Raw genomic sequence first — 21,590 nt, 5'->3', positions numbered from 1 at the left:
GTTTTATTGCGAATAATTTTCGACACTTTACCCAGAAACTGTCTCTCGATTCATACAATAGTTTGATATGCTTTGAGGCTCACAATTAGTGATAAAAAGATAGACGAAATGCTAACGCGGGAGAAACCCATCTATAAAGCGTTATGCAGTAAATCGGAGACACAATGAGAAAAATAGTAATACCAGTTTTGTTGGTTATGCTGGGTGGTTGCCAGTCACTTAAGCATGCTTACTATAATCGCCTTGATATATCGAATACTCCTGAAAATGTTGAAGCTGTTAAAGTTACCTACGACTTCGACCAATTTGAGAGGGAGGGTTGGTTAACTTCAGATTACTATATGAGTTGGTTTGAAAGTGGCTCTAACGGCATTGCGTATAGATATCGTGCATTTTACAAGTCTGAAAACGCCAATTCGCCGCAATTTATTCAGCTGTACTTCGTGTTGAAATCACCAAATTGGTATTTTATTGACTCTGTTTACAATGAAAATGGTTTCGAGTACCCAGTAACGCTCATTGATAGAGATACAGCTAATGCGGGAAATATATATGAATATTTCGCTATCAAACTGACCACTAGAAATCTGCAGGAACTAACTGATTCTGATCTGCGCCTCAAAATTGTAGGTAAGAAAGGTGAGGAAACATTCCCTCTATCAGCACTCGTTGCACAATCATTTAAGGATAGCCTTAAGCAAAAAGGCGGGCGCTAAATAAATAGCGCTAACAATGAAATTAAGAGTGATTCACAACGCTAGCCGCTTTCACTTCAAGCCAGTTTTGTGCTTATGGCACAATGGTTTAGGTATGATGTCAGCGTTCTTCACCCCTTTATTTGGCGTCAGGTAGCAACCTCAAAATAAGGAGTAACCTTTGAAGTTTAGAAAAATACAAATTAGCACTCCTATTTCACGGGAAATGGAAGATTCACTTGAACTTTTTCAATATAGAGCTCAAGAGCTAATTGAAAATTACGAAAATATAAAGAAGCAGGGCTTTGACATCGGTGGTTCTCAAAGCTTTTCTTTTCAGAATGGGCAGATAAGTGGCGTTGGAATGAGCGTTTGCCGACACCGATTAAAGGGGCTATTTGTCGACTTTCGTTTTTTTGTAGGAAACGACGAACCAACGTACTTTTTTAAGATCCATAAAGCGATAGGGCTTTTAAGTACTGACGTTGGCTATAGAAGAACGTTAAAAGACTTAAAGAGTGGGTGGCAAGAAAAGGGAATGCTCAAAGGTTGGAGCGACATTTCACCACTTGAAATGATCCAAATTTATTTTAATGCGCAAGCTTTTCACGGTGAGCACAAGGGAGAAGTAGCTTTCTTAAAATTGGTTCAAGCATATGATAATAAAACACTAGAGTTTGTATTAGCTATGCATATTAGTGATCGTATTCAGTGCATTAGGCACTTACGTTGGGTATTGGAAAAGGTAAATAAAAATGGATACTTACAAGTCCCTGAGTACCGTTATGAGTAGTCGTCGCACTATCTGCTATACAAACGTTTAAAACAGATTCGAAACAGCTTTACTCAGATACAACTGGCACGTTATTGTCCACAACTTGGATAAACCGATTTTTAACTCGTGGCACTTTATAAATCAAAGTGCCCTAAAACGAGTTCATAATAGATAGCTCATCAAGATAAATACTTCTATAGCCTTATGAACTCATCCCAATAAAGTGTCCGTTTTTTAGTACGCTGATTTGTTTATATAATAATCAGCGACTTTGATGATCGATTTTTTTACCAGAGCAATCTGTTTTGAATGTGGACACCAAAGAGATATGGGAACCATTATTTCTTGTTTGATCTCGTCACATTTTATCTCTACCAAATTTTCAGTCACATATTCAGAGTCAATTATCGATTTTGGTAAAAGAGCCCAGCCAAAATCATCTTGGACAAGCTTAACAATGACTGCTAATTGATCAACATATTCATGTTTTGAAGAAACAACAACCTTCTCCGTCATTTTATCTTCGACCATAGATTTGAGAACAAACTGTCGTAAAGATTTCATCGTTGAGAGTGTCTCGTTTGCTGGCTTAGCCGATAGTTCACTTTCTGCATTAGCAAATGGAACAAAAGGCATATTCCCCAAAAAAGTAAAATCAATACTATTAATCACTTTGCTTTCGTATATGTTCACAATACCAAAGTGAATGCTTCCATCTTCAATCCCTGTTTTTATTTCTGGTTTCGTTCTGACCAAAAAATTAACACGCATGGATGGAAAGTCTTCATCGAGCTGTCGACGAATTTTAGAAACAACATGATGAGGTAAAAAGCTCGCATAGGCTATCGTCACCGATTCCAGCCCGCCAAATGAAAGACTTAATGCAAATCTATCAAGAGTTTTAGCCTGCTCTAGTATTTGCTTTGCGTAATGATAAAGAAGTACTGCATCTTCAGTGGGCTCTACACTGCGGCTCAACCTATCGAATAAAGTGATCGCTAACTGGTCTTCTAAACTCGTGATGACTTGTGCAACCGTTGTTCGATGCTTATTTAATTTTATCGCCGCTTTGCTAAAAGCTTCCTGCTCATATACCGCAACGAAAGTATTTAATTGTTCAAGACTAAAGTTCATATCATGTCCTGCGAGTCCTCATATTCGTTAATAAATTTTACCACCAGAGTCTACATTAACCAACACAGAGCCTGTTTCTCTTATCAAACAACACATCCCTATCACCACGCTCTGACATCAATTAAAAATCTCTCATCGAATACACTTTAAACAGATGAATTAAAATATTTCTTACCAAAAAAACCGAAATCCCCCTTTACCGCAAATGTTTGGATGACAGCGATGGATCGAGCCCATCGCTAGAGAGTTAATGAGTATAAAAACCTTATGTAAAGTTGCGTTATTGCTTCGGCCACTTAACTTAAATAACTCGGGAACGTCTCATGACCAGACTCAAAATGACCGCTTTGTCTACGGCTTTACTTGCTACCATTTCTATTTCAGCATTTGCTGATGACACCCAAAAAGTTGACCCGTCCGATATGACTCGTGCCAGTACCAATATGTATGTGGCAACCAACAACATAGGTGATCTAAAGCTATCGGGAGCTCTATCATATACTTATGACAACGGACAGATGTCTATGGTCACATTGGAAGGTTCGATGGATAATGAGGGGAAATATAAAGACAGCCGAGCTCAATATTTCCATGTATTCAATATAAATAATGCCATTACACCTCGTGTAGCCGCGTCATTAGACATCATTGATAATGCAAGCTTTACTACTGCAGCTGTAGGTGGTGTCGCTATTTTTAGAACTCCAATCGACTCTCTGACCTTTTTTGGCCGCGCGGCAGTGATGGGCGGTGAGTACTCAGACAGCACAACAAGTGCCTTTGGTGTTACAGACAATAGTATCGTAGGTGGTATGGCCGCTGCTTATGCGGTCTGGAAGCCGGGCGCCGATGGTACTTATTTCGCAGCCTACCCAGAATTTACGTACATGGATGGTGATATTGAAACGAGTACCGTTAAAACCACTCTACTCGCAGCGACTCCTTTTTCGGCAGACAAAACACGCTGGGGACAAGTCAAGGTTGAAAATACTTATGGAAGCATGGAATCAACCAATCAAAAACTAGACATTGACGACACCGTGGTTTGGTTCCAATACAAAGTCTTCTTCTAAAACGACCAATAGCCATAATACGTTAAAAGGTGGATCGAGAGATTCGCCTTTTTTTAGTTTTATTTTCCTTACCCCCTCTCACTCTTCTTTATTAAAATAGCCACGATTTACTATTCAGTTCGGGCTTACTTTGAACTGACTCTCTACTTCAACACTACATGTATTGCCGATGAGTACAGGGTAAGGAGCTCTAATGTATCGTCTGAATACAATGAGTAACGGGAAGAAGCTCAAACAATCGTATCTATATAACGTGCACTTCTTTACGCCATGACATCGGTGTGTGTAACCACGAGCCTAAAGCGCATAAAAGCGTTACCACAAGCGATAATGGATAGCAGTGTTGAGATGACCCAAAGATATCGTGATACTTAATCGCGAGCACACAAGAAATAAATAACGAGACTAAATAAACCAAAAAACGCCAGTCAGGCGACTGGCGTTACAAAAAGATAAAACTCTATTCAATGATCAAATCTATCAATGATTAATCACACCAAGTGGCAATCACCGATTGCATAATTAGCGACTAAAATACTTCGCAATCTCACGAGCATAAGTTTCTTCTTGGTTTTTACCGTTACTGGTTGAAAAGAAAGATATAACTAGGTCTTTGTCTGGTGAAATATACACACCTTGACCGCCAACACCTGCTTTGAATAAGTCGCCATCCTCAAAGATTGCATCAAATTGATAACCATTCTTGATGTTTGTGTCGTTGGAGAAAGAGTTTTCCATCATCTTGCCCACATAGCCACCACCGTAAGCTTCTGGGTTACCAGAGTCTTGAATTAACGTAATGACTTCTTTGCTAACACCACCATTACCCAACTTTGTGGCTGACGGAGTAAGTAACATACCGAATTTAGTCATATCTTCAATTGTGGTATTCATTGAGAAAAACATTAAAGGGTATCCCCCTTGTGGAGAAACGACAGTATAAGCGTCATTATTTGCCCCCATTTTCTGCCACATATCACGACTGACAATCTCATTCATGGGTAAGTTACGAACGTTCTCAATAAGTCGAGCTAGAACAAACGTATTAATTGAATTGTATTCGAATGTTTTTCCGCCCGGCGCTCTTCGTTTCATTTCAGCAAGAACTTCGAGTGGGCTTTGGTTGCCTTCACCTTCAAACACGCCAATGGAAACCGCCCATTTAAACCAAGGTTGTTCTGGGTTTATACGTGAGTCTGCTTCTGGCTCATCGTGCTCTGTTGCATTCAAGCCTGTCGCCATATTTGCAGTATCAGAAACGGATACTGTATCCCAGTCAGATCCCTTTAATTCAGGAATGTATTTAGAAATAGGGTCACTCAGGTTAACTTGCCCCTCGTTGACCAATTTAGCCAGCTCAATACCTACTGTAATTTTCGAGTTTGAAAACCAATTATGCTTGTCTGTTTTTCCCATCGTGTTGTAACGCTCAAAGACAACTTCTCCACTCTTTACAACAAGAAAAGCATCGACAGGATAAGAATCTAGGTGTTCGTTTAGAGTCTTATTCTCACCGTGTACAGTCGCTGATATTTCGCCAATATTTTGGTCAATTTGATATGGAAATTGATAGACGGGTCCATCACGTTCAATTTGAGCCGTAGGATAGAAACGGCTTAAATTCTGCCAAGCAAACTTAGACTGTTCAATAGGAAACTGAAGTTTAACGCGATTGCCTTTTTTCAAGAAAAAGTCATGAGTGTTGTAAACATCAACGTTTGTGGATGATTCATTAATGCTCTCATTAGCAAACGCTGAGCCTGCAGATAGAGCCGTTACAATGGATATAGCGATTAAGCTTTTCATATTGGTTTTCCTATTGATATATAGTGCTGTAGTGCGAACTGCATGCAAAAGCTGCGAGCCAGTTGTCTTTGTTAATACAGGCACGTTACAAGGAAAACGGAATAACGCCTCATCGCCTACGATGGATTGCCTCCATCAAACGTTGAAAGTTAGAAGCATGAATGTTCTTTTCTCACTAGTTTCCTGACCCCGAGTGACTCTAATATTTGCGAGGTGTAGGCTGTTATGTGTAAAGCGTAAAGAGAAGTGAGTTAAACGGCACATAACCATCAGATTTAACCTAAAGGTTCCCCGTTAATAACCTGATCATTTTCTTAATTCGTTGATCAGGTTTATTGATAAAGCTCAATATCCGACGCGTCAATGACGTATCCGGTTTGAATATCTTGATTGCCATCAGAAAGTGTAATCGACGTATCAACCGCCCCTGTTTTAATGTTCCCTATCACCCATACTGGTATGTATAAACTTTGCAATTCATGGCCTTCAGGAAATTCGACTAAAATCGTTTGATTTACTGGTGGTGGAGGTGTGTGAATGCAAGCCCCTGCGGTTGGTACTAAAATGAACTGCGTCCCTATTAAGCCTTCCATTTCGAGCGGTACTAAAAAACCGGCCAGTTTTATATCGTTAATACTAAGGTCGGGAACTATATCGTTCGATTGTTGTGTTCTTTGTATAAGCAGTTCACGTACGTTTAAGCCAAACTTTTCAGCTAATACCACACGTTGATTGTACCCATCGTTTTCCATTGGACTTAACTGACGCGTTTTTTGAACGGCTTCATAGGCGTAAATCTCAGAAAGTAGCGCCTTATTCCCAGGAGAAAGAACCTGGTATTGATTCTGCAAAGGTCTTAACGATTCCCAAGATATGGTTTCAGCCGCTTGTGTGAACAAACTAAAACAACAAGCCGTAATCATCAATAATGTATTTTTCATTTCAACATTTTCTAATTAGAACAATAGCTAATGAAAAAATGGCTAAGAAAACCTTAGCCATCGTCTCGTTTTATATCAGTCAATAATATTTGAATTACAGACTTTCGAGGTTATCCATTAGTTGGTAGAAGAACCCAATAGAGCGACCGTATTCTTCAACTAAGATACGCTCGTTCACACCGTGGAAGCCTTCGAATTCTTTTACGCTTTCTAATTGTATCGCCGTCATTGTATATACATCAGGTGCGAAATCACGTGCTTGGAAGTGTTTAGAGTCTGAGCCTCCAATAACAAAGAACGGTGAAACAATCAGGTCATTACCCCAGGTTTGACGAATCGTTTTTTCAAGCATCGCGTAACCAGGGCCACTTGGATCCGCAACATTCGTTGCTGGTGTTGATGCTGATATATCACGTATGGTCATGCGATCATCGCCAATCGCTTTTTTCACATGTTCAATGATCACTTCAGGTGTATCGCCTGGCATCGGTCTAAAGTTTACAACGGCGGTTGCTGCTGGTGGCAATACGTTATCTTTGATACCGGCATTAAACATGGTAACGGCGGTTGTTGTATGAAGCATGGCACGAGTCACTTGGTTTTCCGACATCACCTCAATGAATTTTTGTTCTAAATCTGTCACGGTGTCGTTATTACCGTAAGCAACGGCTTTATAAAGTGGTTGCTGCGCTTCTGGAAGCTCAGGTCCCATGTAGCGGTATTGGTAACGCACCGCATCATGAATTTTGTAAGGGAATTGCGCAGCTTCAACTTTCTCAACCGCTTTTGCTAACGCGACAATATTCGATTCTTCTCCCGGTTGTGATGAGTGTCCACCAACACCATTGATGGCAATCTCTAGACTAACGAATCCTTTTTGAGCAATACCAATCAATGCTGTATTTTCGCGGATTCCAGGGAATATACCAGGGACAAGAGGAGCAGATTCATCCATAACAAAAGCAATTTTTTCATAACGTTGCTCAATGATATCAGCGGCGTGTTTAGCGCCTTCAGGTCCGCCGACTTCTTCATCGTGGCCAAATACAAACAAAATAGTGCGTTCAGGTTGGAAACCCTCTTTGAGTTTCATCTCAGTCGCTTCTAGCAGTGCTTGAAGTTGGTTTTTGTCATCTAATGAACCACGACCCCAGATATAACCGTCTTTAATCGCGCCTGAAAACGGGTCTTCTTTCCACTCATCACGAGACTCCTCTGCAATCGGTACCACATCTTGGTGCGCCATAAAAATAGCAGGAGCGAGTGATGGATCTTTACCTTCCCAAGTGTAAATTAAGCTGAAAGGGCGTGGGTCACCGACTTCTTCTCGCTTGAGTGTTTTGTGCACTAATGGGTATGATTCTTCAAGAAATTGGTGGTAGTCACGAAAAGCTTGCTCATCAAAATCACTGCGGTCTTGGTTAGAGATAGTTTGAAACTGAACCGCTTTCGATAAACGTTGCGCAGCGCCTTCTACATCAACTTGAATGTCGACTTTTTCGACACCTTGCATTTGCATCGAACTAAAGTCTTGCTCATCAGCCCACGCTGAAATGCTAGCGATCAATGCCAAAGCGGAAGCGATACCGGTAAAGAGTTTTGATGGTCTTGTCATGATTTGAAGCCTTAATTGGATGAAAAGTAAATCTGTGTTTTGGTTTATGCGTTAATTATTAACCAACAATACAGACCAAACTAATCCCTAGCGAAGGACTCCACCCATCAGAAGACGTCGGCAACAATTTGTAGTGGATAAGTGAAATTAAAAATGAGTGTGTCGGGGATGAAAAGCTTTTACAGTCACGGAAATGATCCGATATCACCCTGTGACATAAAATTCGTAAAAAGATTTAGTGCAATGGTGAGTTTCAGAACAAACACTTTCTCTGTATTGCTAAATTATCTTATGCAAAAAAATAGCCGCTAATCAGCGGCTATTTTCTAAATGTCTAAGCAAAGCCTTTACTGCTTCTTCGCTGCGACTATTTCTTCGTTTCTTCTACTTCTTAGTCTCTTCAACCACAGCTTTCATCAATACTGATGTATCCATGCGGCCTTGTCCTTGGGCAGACAGTGCCTTGTATGAGTTGTTGGTCTTTTCCGTCAAAGGAAGTTGGATGCCTTGGCGCTCTGCTTCATCTAGGCAGAAACCTAAGTCTTTGATCATCCAATCAATGGCAAAGCCGAAATCGAACTTGTCTTGCGCCATTGTGGTTGCGCGGTTTTCCATCTGCCATGAACCAGCTGCGCCGTTTTTAAGGCAATCAACTAGTGTTGGGATATCCAAACCTGATTTTTCAGCAAGCACCAAGCCTTCAGAAAGGCCATTCAATACGCCTGCAATACAGATCTGATTGACCATTTTTGCGCGTTGGCCTTGGCCGACTTTACCCATCAGAACTGACGATTTTCCGTAAGCTTCGAATACAGGTTGGAGGTCGTTGAATAGCGCTTGTTCGCCACCACACATGATGGTTAACACGCCGTTTTCTGCGCCTGCTTGGCCACCAGACACTGGTGCATCCATAAAGCGAACACCCGATTGCTTAGCTGCTATTTCAAGCTCTTCAGACAGAACTGCAGACGTTGTGGTGTGGTCGACAAGAATCGCGTTTGGCTTCATTGCTGCCAGTGCGCCTGTTTCGCTGGTTGTCATGCTGCGAACGTCGTCATCGTTGCCCACACAAACCAATACCACGTCAGCTTCTGCGACACACTCAGCCACAGATTCTGCCGCTTTACCTTGGTGTTTATCAGCCCAGTCTAGCGCTTTGCTGTGAGTGCGGTTAAATACCGTTACTTCAAAACCGGCTTTGACTAGGTGGCCTGCCATTGGGAAGCCCATAACGCCTAGCCCGATAAAACTTACTTTCATTTCTTTCTCCTTTTATTTGACCAAGTCATCGCTATGAAAAGATCGAACACTCTCAATCAATGCATCAATAAGCAGGGTCAAAGCCTTTGGCTGATATTTTCTTTCTTTGTACACTAAATACGCTTGGCGATCACCCCGATGATACTCAGGGAGCACTTGAATTAAATTCATCTCAGGGGATACATGACGAAAAGGCAATGAAGCAAGCCCCAAGCCTTTTTGCGCTGCGGCCGCCACCGCATGAATATCGTTGACGATGAACTTGGGTTTAATCGTGATCATCCGTTCTAAGCGGTCGGACTTGTAGAGCGGCATATCAAACACATCGTCGACGTTAATCCAGTCTTGATGCTCTAAGTCGTCCGGTTTTTCAATTGTCTCACGCGAATCTAAATATTCTTGGCTTGCGAAAAATCCGTGCTTGGCTTTGAAAAGTGGCCGAGCAATCATGCCTTCCATATCCGAGATCTTAAACGTAATCAGTAAGTCACGATCGGTCTGAGGAATAAGCTGCTGCTGGCTCAGGGTTAGGTCGAGCTGAACGTTCGGATATTGAGTGAGGAATTGCTCTACTGTCGACCGTAGAAAGCCACTATAGAAGTTATGAGGCACTGCGAGCTTAATCTTGCCTTGGATAGCATCACGCTCTTCCAACAAGCTATTAAAGCCGTGATGAATCGACTCCATGCCACTGCTCAGTGCAGCAAAGGCCGCTTCACCGTCTTTGGTGGCCACCAGCTCACGACCTTTCTTTTCTAAAAGTCGGATATTAAGGCGCTCTTCCAATGCGGTTAATCGACGCGACATAGTCGACACAGGCAGTTGCAGCCGTTTCGAGGCCGATAGCAAAGAGCCCTCTTCAACCACTGCACAGAATAAGAACAGATCATCAATGTTTCCAAATATGGAATTCATACTTCTATATGTGCCTATTTTTCTCATTAATGGATAGATGTAACCTTATCTCATCAACAACAGAAAATCACGGGAGAACACTGTATGAACAACAAACAATTTTGGGTAACCGCGATTTTATCCTCCCTGACCATGGCGACCATCATGTCTGGGTTAATTTCTGGCTACAAAATGGGATTCAGCCACGAATGGCCGCCAATCTGGCTTCAAAGCTTTTTGATTGCTTGGCCGTGTGCCATCACGCTCAACCTCACCGTGCTCCCTTTGATCAGAAAACTCTCAGCATGGATTTGTCGCCCGAGAACGCTTTGCGTACCAGAGATCACGGAACGATGATCAAGGGCTAATGTTCATGAGCTATGACCTAGGTTCTTCCACCAAAGAGCTACGATAAAAAAGCTATGTTCACAGATAAATGCCTGAATTACGCCCATAAAAAAACCGAGCACTAGGCTCGGTTTTTTGTATTCTACATTCTACTCACAAGAGCAAAGCTATCAATTATTGATTGATATTACAGCTCAGCGTTGTGGTAAACCTGCTGAACGTCATCACAGTCGTCAAGCATGTCTAAGAACTTCTGGAACTTCTCAGAATCTTCTTCAGCTACTGGCGTAGTTGTTTGAGGAACGAAAGTGATTTCCTCAACGTCTAGCGTTAGCTCAGGGAACGCAGTGTGTAATGCAGTCTTCGTTTTGAAGAACTCAGTCGTTGGAGCGAATACAGTGATAACACCGTCTTCTAGCTCAACGTCAGTCACGTCTACGTCTTCCATCATTAGCGTTTCTAGGATGATCTCGTCATCTTCACCAGCAAACTGGAATACAGCTTGGTGAGCGAACATGTGAGAAACAGTACCTTCAACACCGATTTTCGCGCCAGTTTTAACGAAACATTGGCGAACGTCTTGGAAAGTACGGTTACCGTTGTCAGTTAGACAGTCAACGATTACGCTTGTGCCACCAGGGCCAAAACCTTCGTAACGAGCTGGTTGGAAGTCTTCACCGCCGCCGCCGTTCGCTTTATCGATCGCTTTGTCGATAACGTGAGCGGGTACTTGGTCTTTCTTCGCTTTAGCAATCAGGTGCTTAAGAGGTAAGTTCATGTCTGGGTCAGAGCTACCGTTCTTAGCCAGTACGTAAATCTCTTTACCGTATTTAGAATAAACTTTAATTTTTGCGCCTGCAGTTTTCGCCATTGAGGCCTTGCGCACTTCAAAACTTCTTCCCATCGGGATCTTCTCTCTGATTCAATTAACGGTGCAAATTCTAGCAAATTACTGCGTCATTTCAATTCAACAGCTTTGCTGGGTAAGGTTTGTCTGCGTTTATGCGACACCCATTACTCGTTTGTATTTTTCAACAGACTGATCAAACCAAGCCTTTTCTTCTGGATCACCTAGCTTCATTGCTTCTTCAACAATGGCTTCAGGGCCACATTTCGCTTGCTTCAGTTTCCATACAAGAAACGATGCCTGCTTATCCAGTTCGATTTTATTTTTCTCACTGGGTGGAAGGAGTGAAAGGTTGATAGACATTATTAGCCTTCGTCTGTAATACGCTTGGCCGAGAAATATATCATAGAGCAGCCTCATAAAACCAATACTATGAGCAATAGTGGGGGTTGTAGGACGAGAAAGCAGCAAGTCGCTGATGCAGGTCAAGCAACTTTGGGAGAAGTTACGCCCAATGATACGAAAGTATCGCTTATTCAACTCATACCATGAGCCGTTTAAGCGCTTATTCGACTCACCTTATGAGCCGAATAATAAGATAATCACATCACAGAGGTCGGAAAAAAGCCTCATCTATACCCAAAAAGGCTACTCACTCACCGCAAACACATCGCAGCGTGAGGCGCAGATAAAGTCATTCTTGTGCAGGCCTTTGATTGAGTGGCTCCACCAGGTGACGGTGACTTTGCCCCATTCCAATAAGATCGAAGGGTGATGGAATTCTTCTTCTGCTAACTCTGACACTTTGTTGCTGAATGCCCATGCTTGTTTGTAGTTCTTAAACTTAAACACCTTCTCAAGTTGTGGGATGCCGTCTCTTTCGATGATCTGCCAATCAGACAACTCCAACAGTAAAGATTGTTGGTCATCTTTATTAAGAGAAATTGCATCGATACTGCAGGCTTCGCATTTTTGTTCATTCAACATGTGTTGGTTCCTTAGGTTCAAAAAGTGGTGGTAGTAATCCCTCGTCTATCGCGAGATCAACTTGCTGCAATAGGTTTTCCTGACTGATTTTGAAGAGCTCAGACAGCTCATCAATCACGTAATATTTCGGTTGTATGATGTCGATGCGATAAGGGGTTCTTAAAACCGTTTGCAGATCGAACCGCTCACGAACGGCCAAATCCCCTCCCAACGCATACATGGTTTCCGCCGGAGACGAAAGGATGCCACCGCCATAGATTTTCAGCCTATCGCCTTCTTTTACTAAACCGAACTCGACCGTAAACCAATACAAACGGGCAAGATACGCGCGCTGTTTAGGTGTGGCTGCTTGGCCTAGTTTTCCGTAATGCTCAGTGAATGTCGCAAAATCGGTATTGGTGAGCATGGCACAATGGCCGAAAATTTCATGAAAGAAATCAGGTTCTTGTAAGTAATCGAACTCATCTCGTGTTCTCAGAAATGTCGCAACTGGGAATTTCTTGTTGGCGAGCAAATCAAAGAAACGGTCGAAATCGATCAACGCTGGCACAGGCTGTACCTGCCAACCTGTTGTTTCCATTAGCACTTTGTTTATCTCTGGAAGCTGGGGAACTCTGTCTAATGGCAGATCCAGCAAGGTCAGGCCGTGCAAATAGGCATCGCATGCGCGGTCATTAATGACGTCCAGTTGCCTTTTCACTAAGTCGTGCCAAATGGCGTCTTCTTCGAGGCTCCACTCAACCCATCCCTCTTGGCTCACGGGCTTAGAATGATATTGAGTCATTACACACCTCCTTTCGAATGTCTCCCTTTAAGCCTATCTCGACTCCTTATATCCGCCAATTTGCACGATTTTTCGAAACAGGCAATCGTGTAACATTTTATTTACACAATTCCGACAACCCCTTATTTTGCTGATCTTTTGACTTTGTAAAACCTAAATACCAGACTGAAATCGTTAACTTTTTGTTAAAGGTAAAGGAATGCACGAAAGCAATAAGCCAATTTGGCAACCTAGTGAGCAGCGTATAGCACAAGCCAACGTGACCCGATTCATGGATAGCCTTAATCAGCAGGGCATACTCGATCGGGAATTGAAAAACTACGCGGAGCTTCATCAATGGTCTGTGGAACATCCCGAGTCGTTTTGGCAAAACGTCTGGCAGTTTTGTGGAATGGTCGGCTCGCAAGACTGTATTAATAAAGCACAAGGCGAGCACATCAAAATTCAAGGTGGGAGCCGCTGGCAGCAGCCGAAATCAAATCGCGATGCGGTGTGGTTTCCGAATGCTCAAGTTAACTACGCCGAAAACTTGCTGCATTCAGCCAAAACGTTGCCAAACGAGCTTGCGATTTGGTTTGAGAATGAGCGCGGCGAACAGCAAAGCTACACATGGCAAACCTTGTGTGAGGAAGTATCTAGCGTTCAACAATGGCTTGTTGATAGCGGAGTGAAGCAAGGTGATATGGTTGCTGCTTATACGCCTTATCTACCGCAAACCGTGATAGCGATGTTGGCGACCACCAGCTTAGGTGCGATTTGGACATCGACCTCTCCCGACTTTGGCGTTGAGAGTGTGATTGAACGATTTGGCCAAGTGAAGCCCAAGGTGCTGTTCACTTGTGACGGCTACACCTTCAATGGCAAGACGTTCGATATGGCGGACAAGAACCGTGAAATCATCGAGCACTTAAACGAATTAAAACAGGTGTGTCAGATCAGTTACTTGAAACCGAACAATGATTTAGATAAGAGCGATTTAGAGAAGAGTCATTTAGAGAAGAACAACGTTGAACACAATGTGTTAACCCAAAGCTGGCACAGCATCATTAATCACTATCAGCCAAAACCTCTTCGATTCACTCGTGTGAACTTCAATGAACCTCTGTTTGTACTCTACTCTTCCGGCACAACGGGCAAGCCAAAGTGCATTGTGCATTCTGTTGGCGGCACCATCATCAATCACCTAAAAGAGCATCAACTTCATTGCGATATAAAGCCCAACGATCGCGTGTTCTATTACACCACTTGTGGTTGGATGATGTGGAACTGGCACGTCTCTGCACTCGCCAGCGGTGCCTGTTTGGTGATCTTTGATGGCAGCCCAGTTTATCCGCAACCTAACGTTCTGTGGGATTTAGCGCAGCGAGCTGATGTATCGACATTTGGCACTTCAGCCAAGTATCTAGAAGCGATTGAGAAGGCAGAGCTCTCGCCTATCGACAGTCACAACCTTCCTAAATTAAGAGCACTGTGCTCGACGGGTTCTGTACTCTACCCAGAGCAGTTCGATTACGTCTACAAACACATCAAACAAGACCTGCATTTAGCGTCCATTTCTGGCGGCACGGATATTTGTGGCTGCTTTGTTTTAGGTAACCCTATTTCGCCAGTGTATCGCGGTGAGTGCCAACAAGCCGGGCTCGGCGTCGACATCAAGGTGTTCAATTCGTCGGGCCACAAGGTCAATCACGAACGAGGCGAGCTAGTATGCACCAACTCCTTACCCAACTTCCCTGCCGGCTTTTGGAATGATACCGGAGAACGCTATCACAGCACCTATTGGGATAAGTTCGATAATGTGTGGCATCACGGAGATGAAGTCGCGCAGAGCGAACATGGCGGCTACCTGTTCTATGGGCGAGGCGACACCACACTGAACCCTGGTGGTGTGCGAATTGGTACTGCCGAGATCTACCAGCAAGTGAACACCATTGACGGCATAGTTGATTCTATCGCAGTCGGTAAAGACATCGACCGTAACGAACAGATATGGCTGTTTGTTCAACTACAACAAGGTGTAGATCTAGATGTTGAGTTACTGACAGCCATCAAAAGCAAACTCAAATCCTCTTGTTCGCCGAGGCATGTACCAAGCCAGATATTTGCGATCAGCGACGTACCAAAAACACGGTCGGGCAAGCTTGTGGAGCTAGCAGTGAAACAGGTCGTGAATGGCAAAGATGTAGAAAACCTCGGAGCAATCGCTAACGCCGAGGTTTTAGAAGAGATAAAGCGCGCCGTTTCGCTTTAGCGTTAAGCCTTAGAAAGTGGCTAACTATCTCCAATTATCACTTGGCTGTCAGATAACATCTAGAGTAAAGGCAGCCGATTGAAAACCGATGACTGAGTGAAGCAAGCAACGCGAGAAGCATTAAACACTGAACACTTTAAGCAGCCCTTGATTGGCCGATAAAAACCGAATCGAAACCACTCTTTAAGCTCGTGAACCCCCACCTCAGTTTTGCCCCATACCGTTTCTAAAGTTCTTAATGAGATCTGAACGTCATATTTAAAACAAAATTTGAAAATTAATCATTTTATAGCCAGAGATAATATTCACTAAAGACGAATCATTTATACAAAAAAAGAGTCCACCACTGGATTGTATCCAAGCTTATGGATATTTAATCGAATTGCAATAACTCCCGTTTCCACAGCTCCATTTCTAGTGAAATAATAATTTGATAGCTATCACATTTAGGACGGTTATTTTCCCATACTATCTCGGCATGTTAATTACTTAAGAGTAATTAAAAACCTAGTCATTGTTATTAATAAGCTTGAATTTAATTAGAAACAAGCGGTTAATCCCTACGTAAAATAAAATCATTATTAAATGATCGGAGACATTATCATGCGCATAGTATTAGCTTTAGGCGGTAACGCTCTTTTAGCAAGAGGCCAAGCATTAACGGCTGAGAACCAACGTGAAAATATAATCAAATCAGCGGCGAGTATTGCTGCGATAGCACGCGAGCATGAGATTGTTATCGTTCATGGTAATGGCCCACAAGTAGGTTTGTTGATGGAACAAAACGCGGCTTATAGCGAATATTCGCCAGAGACGACACCATACCCAATGGATGTACTCGGCTCTCAAACCTGTGGCATGGTGGGCTACATGTTACAACAAGAGCTCAGAAACATTGACCCTGAATTAGACGTAGCGACGCTAGTCACGCAAACTGAAGTATGCAAAAAAGACCCTGCGTTTGCTAACCCGACTAAATTTGTTGGCCCTGTATATACAGAGCAACGAGCTAAAGAGTTAATGGCTCAAAGCACAATGCAGTTTAAAGCTGATGGCGAGTACTACCGACGCGTTGTGCCTTCTCCTATGCCAAAAAGCATTGTTGAAATTCAGCAAATTGAAACTCTTCTAGATACAGAAAACCTTGTTATCGCTTGTGGCGGCGGCGGTGTTCCCGTGAGTATTGAGCAAGGTAAGAGTACTGGCGTAGAGTGCGTCATTGATAAAGATCTTACGGCCGAACTACTGGCTGAAAAAATCCATGCCGACTTATTTATTATCTTAACCGATGGTTCGATTTTCCGTAACTATGGTAAAGAAGACCAAGCGGAAATGAAGCAAGCAACGCCTGCTGGTTTAGCCGAGTTTTCATTCCCTGCCGGTTCTATGGGACCAAAAATTGATGCCGTTTGTAAATTCGTTGAAGCTGGCTTGGGTAATGCGGCGATTGGTTCATTATTTGATTTAGATAAAATAATTACCAATGAAGCTGGCACTCTGATAACGAAAGGCGAAGGTATTGTTTATTACTAATATTATCGAGTGATAAATACCACTAATATAAATTATATTACAAGCCTCTTATTTAATTATAATGAGGCTTGTTTTATTCGGCCCGTTTAATGCTAGATGAGATAAATATTCATAGAATTGGAAATTAAACCTGAAAATAATGAATACATAATATCTTTAAATATACCAAAGCGTAATTATAACGAGACTTCATCCAAATAATGTTTCCAGTTCATTAAAAAACAATTCAATACGTTCACATCGGTGCATTCGCATCCGCTTGGTTCTCTGGCATCGCATCAATAAAAGCGGGCAACTGATTACACGCTTCGACAATTGAGTTAATCAGCGGAAACGGCGACATATCAACGCCAAAGCGCAGCGCGTTATACACCTGCGGCACTAAGCAAATGTCTACGATACAAGGCGAATCTGTGAGGCTACACACCGAATCACCGTGTGTTTTTCGGTGTTTGGCCAGCTTCTCTTCTAACGCTGAAAACCCTTGGCTCATCCAATGATGAAGCCAATCCATTTTAGCCTCTTGCTCGCACGACAATTCTCGCTCCAAATACTGCAACACGCGTAGGTTATTGAGAGGATGAATTTCCATCGCAATATCCTGAGCCATTGCCAACGCTTGATAACGCAGCGGCACTTGCTCTGGAATGAGCGAGGTGTCTGGGCTGCTCTCACAAAAATAGTGCTCATCAAGATATTGAAGAATAACCAGTGACTGAGTGAGTTGAACGTCACCATCCACCAGCACAGGCACTAGTTCACTGGCATTGAGATCGCGATATTGTGGGTCATGTTGCTCGCCGCCATTACGCACCAAATGCACCGATTTAGACTCATAGTTGAGCTGTTTTAGGTTCAACCCAATACGCACCCGATAGGCAGCCGAAGAGCGCCAGTAACCGTAAAGTATAATGTTCTTGTTCACGATGCTCTCGCTCATACAGAAATCCTATTATGTGGATTATAGCGCTCGATACTGGCTCACTTTTTGGTCTATCGCGCCAAAAATAGAATGACCTGCTGCATCAAACATCTCAAGCTTGATCGAGTCACCAAACGACATGAATTGAGTCGACGGTTTACCATCACGGATGGTCTCAATCATACGAACTTCAGCTATGCATGAATATCCCACACCACCTTCAGAAATCGAGGTGCCATGGTCAGTGCCTTGTTTATTAGAAACCGTGCCTGAACCTATGATCGCACCCGCCGATAATGGTCGAGTTTTAGCTGCATGCACAACCAACTCTGCAAAATTGAAAGTCATATCTATACCGGCATTCGGACAACCAAAAGGCTGGTCGTTGTAGGTCGATATCAGCGGTAAATGTACCTTGCTGCCTTTCCACTGTTCGCCAAGCTCGTCAGGTGTGACTGCGACCGGAGAAAACGCTGAAGAAGGCTTAGATTGGAAGAAACCAAAGCCTTTCGCGAGCTCCGCCGGAATCAAACCACGCAAAGACACATCGTTCACCAGCATCAGCAAGCGAATCGAATCGTGCGCCTGTTTAGCGCTAGCGCCCATAGGCACATCACCGGTGACAATCGCAACCTCACCCTCGAAATCGATGCCCCATTCGTCGCTGGCAAATTCTATGTTGTCACGAGGGCCGATAAACGCATCTGAACCGCCTTGATACATTAATGGATCAACCCAGAAGCTTTCTGGCATTTCAGCACCTCGAGCCTTACGCACCAGTTCAACGTGGTTTACATAAGCGCTGCCATCCGCCCATTGATATGCGCGTGGCAGAGGTGATTCACAATACTGAGATGCAAACACTTCACTGCCAGTCACATGCCCGTTGTTTAACGAGGTGTATAACTCTTCTAACTGAGAAACAACGCTGTCCCAGTTATCCAAAGCTACCTGCATGGTGGGTGCAAGGTGCATCGCGTGGAAGATTTCGGTGGCAGCGACGCACTGTTTGAGATCTTTACTCACGACCATCAATAGACCATCGCGAGTGCCATTTTTCTTGGTTGCTAATTTCATCCTTGTCCCTTATTTCTTATCGTCAGCCATTTCTTTCAAACCAGAGTCTTGCCAACTGTAGACATATTCTTTGTTTTCAACGCTATCGAGTTCCTCAGAGAACTGCAGCGCATGGCGAGTATCGATCATCACCGCCACTTCATCGGTAAACTTCTTCTTGTGCGCTTGCCCAGCCTTGAAGGCCTTTGGATGAGGCCCATGCGTAAAACCAGCCGGATGGAAGGTCACCATGCCCGCTTCAATGTTGTCGCGGCTAAAAAAGTCACCAGCGTGATAGAAGAGTACTTCGTCATAGTCGTCATTGTTGTGGTAGAACGGCACTTTCAATGCACCTGGGTCGCTCTCAATCGGGCGCGGCACAAAAGTGCACACCACAAAGCCTGCGCCAACAAAGGTGGTGTGTGCAGACGGTGGCAAGTGGTAACGATGTGACATCAGCGGTCTGATATCGCGCCAATTCACTTTCACCACCGCTAAGTCGCCATGCCAGCCAATTACATCCAATGGATTGAACGGATAGGTGATCACACTGACTTTGTCGTGGCGTTTCACCTGAACCTGAGTTTGATTTTCTGAGTACTGAGCGCGGAATTGATCGTTGATTGAAGGTATGTCGAGCACCGCCGGATCAAACACCGCGTGATTACCGACCATACCTTTCTCTGGCAGGGAGTAAGCCGCGTCGGTGTTCTCAATCATCAAGATGAACATCGGCTCACTTGGCTCTAAGCGCCAGTTGGTCGAGCGCGGGATCATCACGTAATCCCCTTCACTCACCGCTAGATGACCATAGTCACAATAGAGATCGGCGCTGCCTTGATGAATGAACAGCAGCTCATCACCGTCGGAATTACGCACTAAGAAATCCATCTTCTCATCCATGCGCCACACACGAATTTTGCAGTCCGCATTGTGCAAAAGATGAGGCACCGCCCAAGGGGTTATCTGGCTGGCTTTTTCCACCAGCGTAAAATCAAAAGCGCGAGGGCGCAGATCGCCCTCCCACTCCGACCAACCTGTTGGGGCATGTTGGTGATGAAAATGAGCGGCAGGGCCGAAGAATCCACTTCGGCCCGCCTCTCGCTCATAAATTGCCTCTTCGGGGAAGTCGGCATGCGCTTGTTTAGAGCACACCCCCTCCCGATGAGGAAACGAGATCCATTTATGCATCGTCTAATACTCCTCGACGAATCTGGTCCTCTTCAATCGATTCAAACAGCGCCTTGAAGTTACCTTCGCCAAAGCCTTCATTGCCTTTACGCTGAATGATTTCAAAGAACACAGGCCCGATTACGGTCTGCGTGAAAATTTGCAGCAAGATGCCGTCTTTGGTCGGTGCGCCATCAATCAGAACACGCAGGTCGCGCAGCAAATCAGTGTCTTCCCCGTGGCCTTTCACACGATCGTCAACTTTCTCATAGTAGGTGTCAGGAGTTGGCATAAAGTCCATGCCGCGATCACGCAGAGTCTTCACGGTTTTGTAGATATCATCGGTGGCGAGTGCGATGTGTTGGATACCTTCGCCGTTGTATTCACGAATGAACTCTTCAATTTGTGATTTGTCGTCGGAAGACTCATTGACAGGGATACGGATTTTGCCACACGGTGAGGTCATGGCGCGGCTTACAAGGCCTGTCAGCTTGCCTTCAATGTCGAAGTAGCGAATCTCACGGAAGTTGCCAAGACGCTCATAGAACCCAGACCATACATCCATATTGCCTTGTTTCACGTTGTGCGTGAGATGGTCGATTTCATACAAGCCAACATTGGCTTCGGCCATGCGCTGCTCCGCATCGTCATAGAATCGGAAATCGACGTCATAGATGCTCTGCTTGCCATAACGATCCACAAAATAGAGCAGGCTTTCACCGATACCGTAAATGGCAGGAATGCTCAGTTCCATCGGCCCTATTTCTGTTTTGTACTCTTCACCACCGCCCTTAAACGCTTGTTCCATTGCAGCTGTCGCTTCGTTGACACGAAAAGCCATGCCACAGACCGATGGCCCATGCACTTTAGCGAACGCTTCCGCTTGGCTGTGCGGTTGTTCATTAACGATGAAGTTGATGTCACCTTGTCGATACAGCCAAGCCTCTTTTGAGCGATGCTTGGCGACCTCAGCAAAACCAAGTGACACAAACAGTGCTTTAAGTTGCTCAATCCCCTTGTGGTCAACGGCCGTGTATTCAACAAACTCGAATCCATCCGTGCCAAGCGGGTTGTATGTATCCACCATGAACTTTCTCCTTGTACCTATTGGTTTTGTATTACGTGATTTTTGTCCTTAATTAAATTTGGCCCACAAGCGGAAAGATTGGAATGCATCGAAGGAAATGGGCAATAACGCTAAAAACCCGTCAAATTGTAAAATAATTGTTACACACAAACCCTTACAACAGGAAAGTGAGTGCTATCAAGGGATTGAAGAGTGATGGTTTGATTTACAGCAAAGCAAGAGATGTTACTTAATTGTTACAAGTGATTTTTTGGCTAAAGCAGAAAGAGATAAGTGTATGTTGAACGTAAAAAGAGCATCACAAAACAGGTGATGCTCTTTTAAAAAGCTTCATATCCCAGCGGTATTCTTATGGGACGAAGTATCAAACCTAACCCATTACTTTAATGGTGGATGGTCAAATAGAGGTTGT

At 43.8% G+C, this 21,590-nt stretch carries 20 protein-coding genes; 6 read left to right on the top strand and 14 right to left on the bottom strand.

Annotated features, from left to right (window positions below):
* Nucleotides 1-164 precede the first annotated feature (164 nt).
* Together NX845_RS06200 and NX845_RS06195 are read left to right on the top strand one after the other, a co-directional pair.
* Nucleotides 165-716, top strand: coding sequence for a hypothetical protein (locus NX845_RS06200; protein ID WP_102567580.1), 552 nt, complete (start codon nt 165-167; stop codon nt 714-716).
* A 160-nt stretch (nt 717-876) separates the two neighbouring features.
* Nucleotides 877-1,488, top strand: a complete 612-nt coding sequence (locus NX845_RS06195; protein WP_102567581.1) for a hypothetical protein — start codon at nt 877-879, stop codon at nt 1,486-1,488.
* A 216-nt stretch (nt 1,489-1,704) separates the two neighbouring features.
* Here NX845_RS06195 and NX845_RS06190 read toward each other — a convergent pair whose 3' ends face one another.
* Nucleotides 1,705-2,604, bottom strand: coding sequence for a LysR family transcriptional regulator (locus NX845_RS06190; protein ID WP_102454020.1), 900 nt, complete (start codon nt 2,602-2,604; stop codon nt 1,705-1,707).
* A 323-nt stretch (nt 2,605-2,927) separates the two neighbouring features.
* Between NX845_RS06190 and NX845_RS06185 the strand changes: the two genes are divergently transcribed.
* A complete protein-coding gene (locus NX845_RS06185; RefSeq protein WP_017090363.1) occupies nt 2,928-3,677 on the top strand; it encodes a hypothetical protein in 750 nt (249 codons plus the stop codon).
* 522 nt (nt 3,678-4,199) lie between these two features.
* Here NX845_RS06185 and NX845_RS06180 read toward each other — a convergent pair.
* The 5 genes from NX845_RS06180 to NX845_RS06160 all read right to left on the bottom strand — a co-directional run bounded on the left by NX845_RS06180 (nt 4,200) and on the right by NX845_RS06160 (nt 10,214).
* Entirely contained in the window at nt 4,200-5,483 is a 1,284-nt protein-coding gene (locus NX845_RS06180) for a serine hydrolase (protein ID WP_102463845.1), read from the bottom strand.
* Between the two features lie 332 nt (nt 5,484-5,815).
* Entirely contained in the window at nt 5,816-6,424 is a 609-nt protein-coding gene (locus NX845_RS06175; protein WP_260256653.1) for a DUF3299 domain-containing protein, read from the bottom strand.
* 94 nt (nt 6,425-6,518) lie between these two features.
* Nucleotides 6,519-8,039, bottom strand: a complete 1,521-nt coding sequence (locus tag NX845_RS06170) for a M20 family peptidase (RefSeq protein ID WP_102567583.1) — start codon at nt 8,037-8,039, stop codon at nt 6,519-6,521.
* 384 nt (nt 8,040-8,423) lie between these two features.
* A complete protein-coding gene (locus tag NX845_RS06165; RefSeq protein ID WP_260256652.1) occupies nt 8,424-9,299 on the bottom strand; it encodes an NAD(P)-dependent oxidoreductase in 876 nt (291 codons plus the stop codon).
* A gap of 12 nt (nt 9,300-9,311) precedes the next feature.
* Entirely contained in the window at nt 9,312-10,214 is a 903-nt protein-coding gene (locus tag NX845_RS06160) for a LysR family transcriptional regulator (RefSeq protein ID WP_260256651.1), read from the bottom strand.
* Between the two features lie 84 nt (nt 10,215-10,298).
* On the opposite strand from NX845_RS06160, the gene NX845_RS06155 reads away from it, so the two are divergent.
* The gene (locus NX845_RS06155; RefSeq protein ID WP_017084971.1) at nt 10,299-10,550 is read left to right on the top strand and encodes a DUF2798 domain-containing protein; all 252 of its coding nucleotides are present in this window, start codon (nt 10,299-10,301) and stop codon (nt 10,548-10,550) included.
* A 178-nt stretch (nt 10,551-10,728) separates the two neighbouring features.
* On the opposite strand, the gene NX845_RS06150 is transcribed toward NX845_RS06155, so the two are convergent.
* The 4 genes from NX845_RS06150 to phhA form a co-directional block, all read right to left on the bottom strand.
* Nucleotides 10,729-11,445 (bottom strand): YebC/PmpR family DNA-binding transcriptional regulator, encoded by a 717-nt coding sequence (locus tag NX845_RS06150; protein WP_004732617.1) that lies wholly within the window; start codon nt 11,443-11,445, stop codon nt 10,729-10,731.
* A gap of 96 nt (nt 11,446-11,541) precedes the next feature.
* Nucleotides 11,542-11,751 (bottom strand): DUF3283 family protein, encoded by a 210-nt coding sequence (locus NX845_RS06145; protein WP_004732615.1) that lies wholly within the window; start codon nt 11,749-11,751, stop codon nt 11,542-11,544.
* 285 nt (nt 11,752-12,036) lie between these two features.
* Nucleotides 12,037-12,375 (bottom strand): 4a-hydroxytetrahydrobiopterin dehydratase, encoded by a 339-nt coding sequence (locus NX845_RS06140; protein ID WP_017084970.1) that lies wholly within the window; start codon nt 12,373-12,375, stop codon nt 12,037-12,039.
* Nucleotides 12,365-13,159: a phenylalanine 4-monooxygenase gene (phhA, locus tag NX845_RS06135; protein ID WP_260256650.1), complete on the bottom strand. Its 795-nt coding sequence runs from the start codon at nt 13,157-13,159 to the stop codon at nt 12,365-12,367. The genes NX845_RS06140 and phhA overlap by 11 nt, the downstream gene beginning before the upstream one ends.
* Before the next feature lie 199 nt (nt 13,160-13,358).
* Between phhA and NX845_RS06130 the strand changes: the two genes are divergently transcribed.
* Together NX845_RS06130 and NX845_RS06125 are read left to right on the top strand one after the other, a co-directional pair.
* On the top strand, nt 13,359-15,410 hold the full coding sequence (locus NX845_RS06130; RefSeq protein ID WP_260256648.1) for an acetoacetate--CoA ligase: 2,052 nt from the start codon (nt 13,359-13,361) through the stop codon (nt 15,408-15,410).
* A gap of 603 nt (nt 15,411-16,013) precedes the next feature.
* Complete coding sequence (locus tag NX845_RS06125; protein ID WP_012601290.1) at nt 16,014-16,943, top strand: carbamate kinase; 930 nt, start codon at nt 16,014-16,016, stop codon at nt 16,941-16,943.
* A 235-nt stretch (nt 16,944-17,178) separates the two neighbouring features.
* Here the strand turns inward: NX845_RS06125 and maiA are convergent, their stop codons facing one another.
* The 4 genes from maiA to hppD are packed head-to-tail and all read right to left on the bottom strand — an operon-like array spanning nt 17,179 to nt 21,178.
* On the bottom strand, nt 17,179-17,883 hold the full coding sequence (gene maiA, locus NX845_RS06120; RefSeq protein WP_260256646.1) for a maleylacetoacetate isomerase: 705 nt from the start codon (nt 17,881-17,883) through the stop codon (nt 17,179-17,181).
* A 21-nt stretch (nt 17,884-17,904) separates the two neighbouring features.
* Nucleotides 17,905-18,942, bottom strand: coding sequence for a fumarylacetoacetate hydrolase family protein (locus NX845_RS06115; protein ID WP_260256645.1), 1,038 nt, complete (start codon nt 18,940-18,942; stop codon nt 17,905-17,907).
* A gap of 9 nt (nt 18,943-18,951) precedes the next feature.
* Nucleotides 18,952-20,112, bottom strand: a complete 1,161-nt coding sequence (locus tag NX845_RS06110; RefSeq protein ID WP_260256644.1) for a homogentisate 1,2-dioxygenase — start codon at nt 20,110-20,112, stop codon at nt 18,952-18,954.
* The gene (gene hppD / locus NX845_RS06105) at nt 20,105-21,178 is read right to left on the bottom strand and encodes a 4-hydroxyphenylpyruvate dioxygenase (RefSeq protein ID WP_260256643.1); all 1,074 of its coding nucleotides are present in this window, start codon (nt 21,176-21,178) and stop codon (nt 20,105-20,107) included. Before hppD ends, NX845_RS06110 begins: the two co-directional genes overlap by 8 nt.
* Nucleotides 21,179-21,590 lie beyond the last annotated feature (412 nt).

The organism is Vibrio sp. NC2, from assembly GCF_025195005.1.
GTDB lineage: Bacteria > Pseudomonadota > Gammaproteobacteria > Enterobacterales > Vibrionaceae > Vibrio > Vibrio splendidus.
The sequence above is the reverse complement of the archived record's forward strand: the minus strand, read 5'-3'. Positions and strand labels throughout refer to the sequence as shown.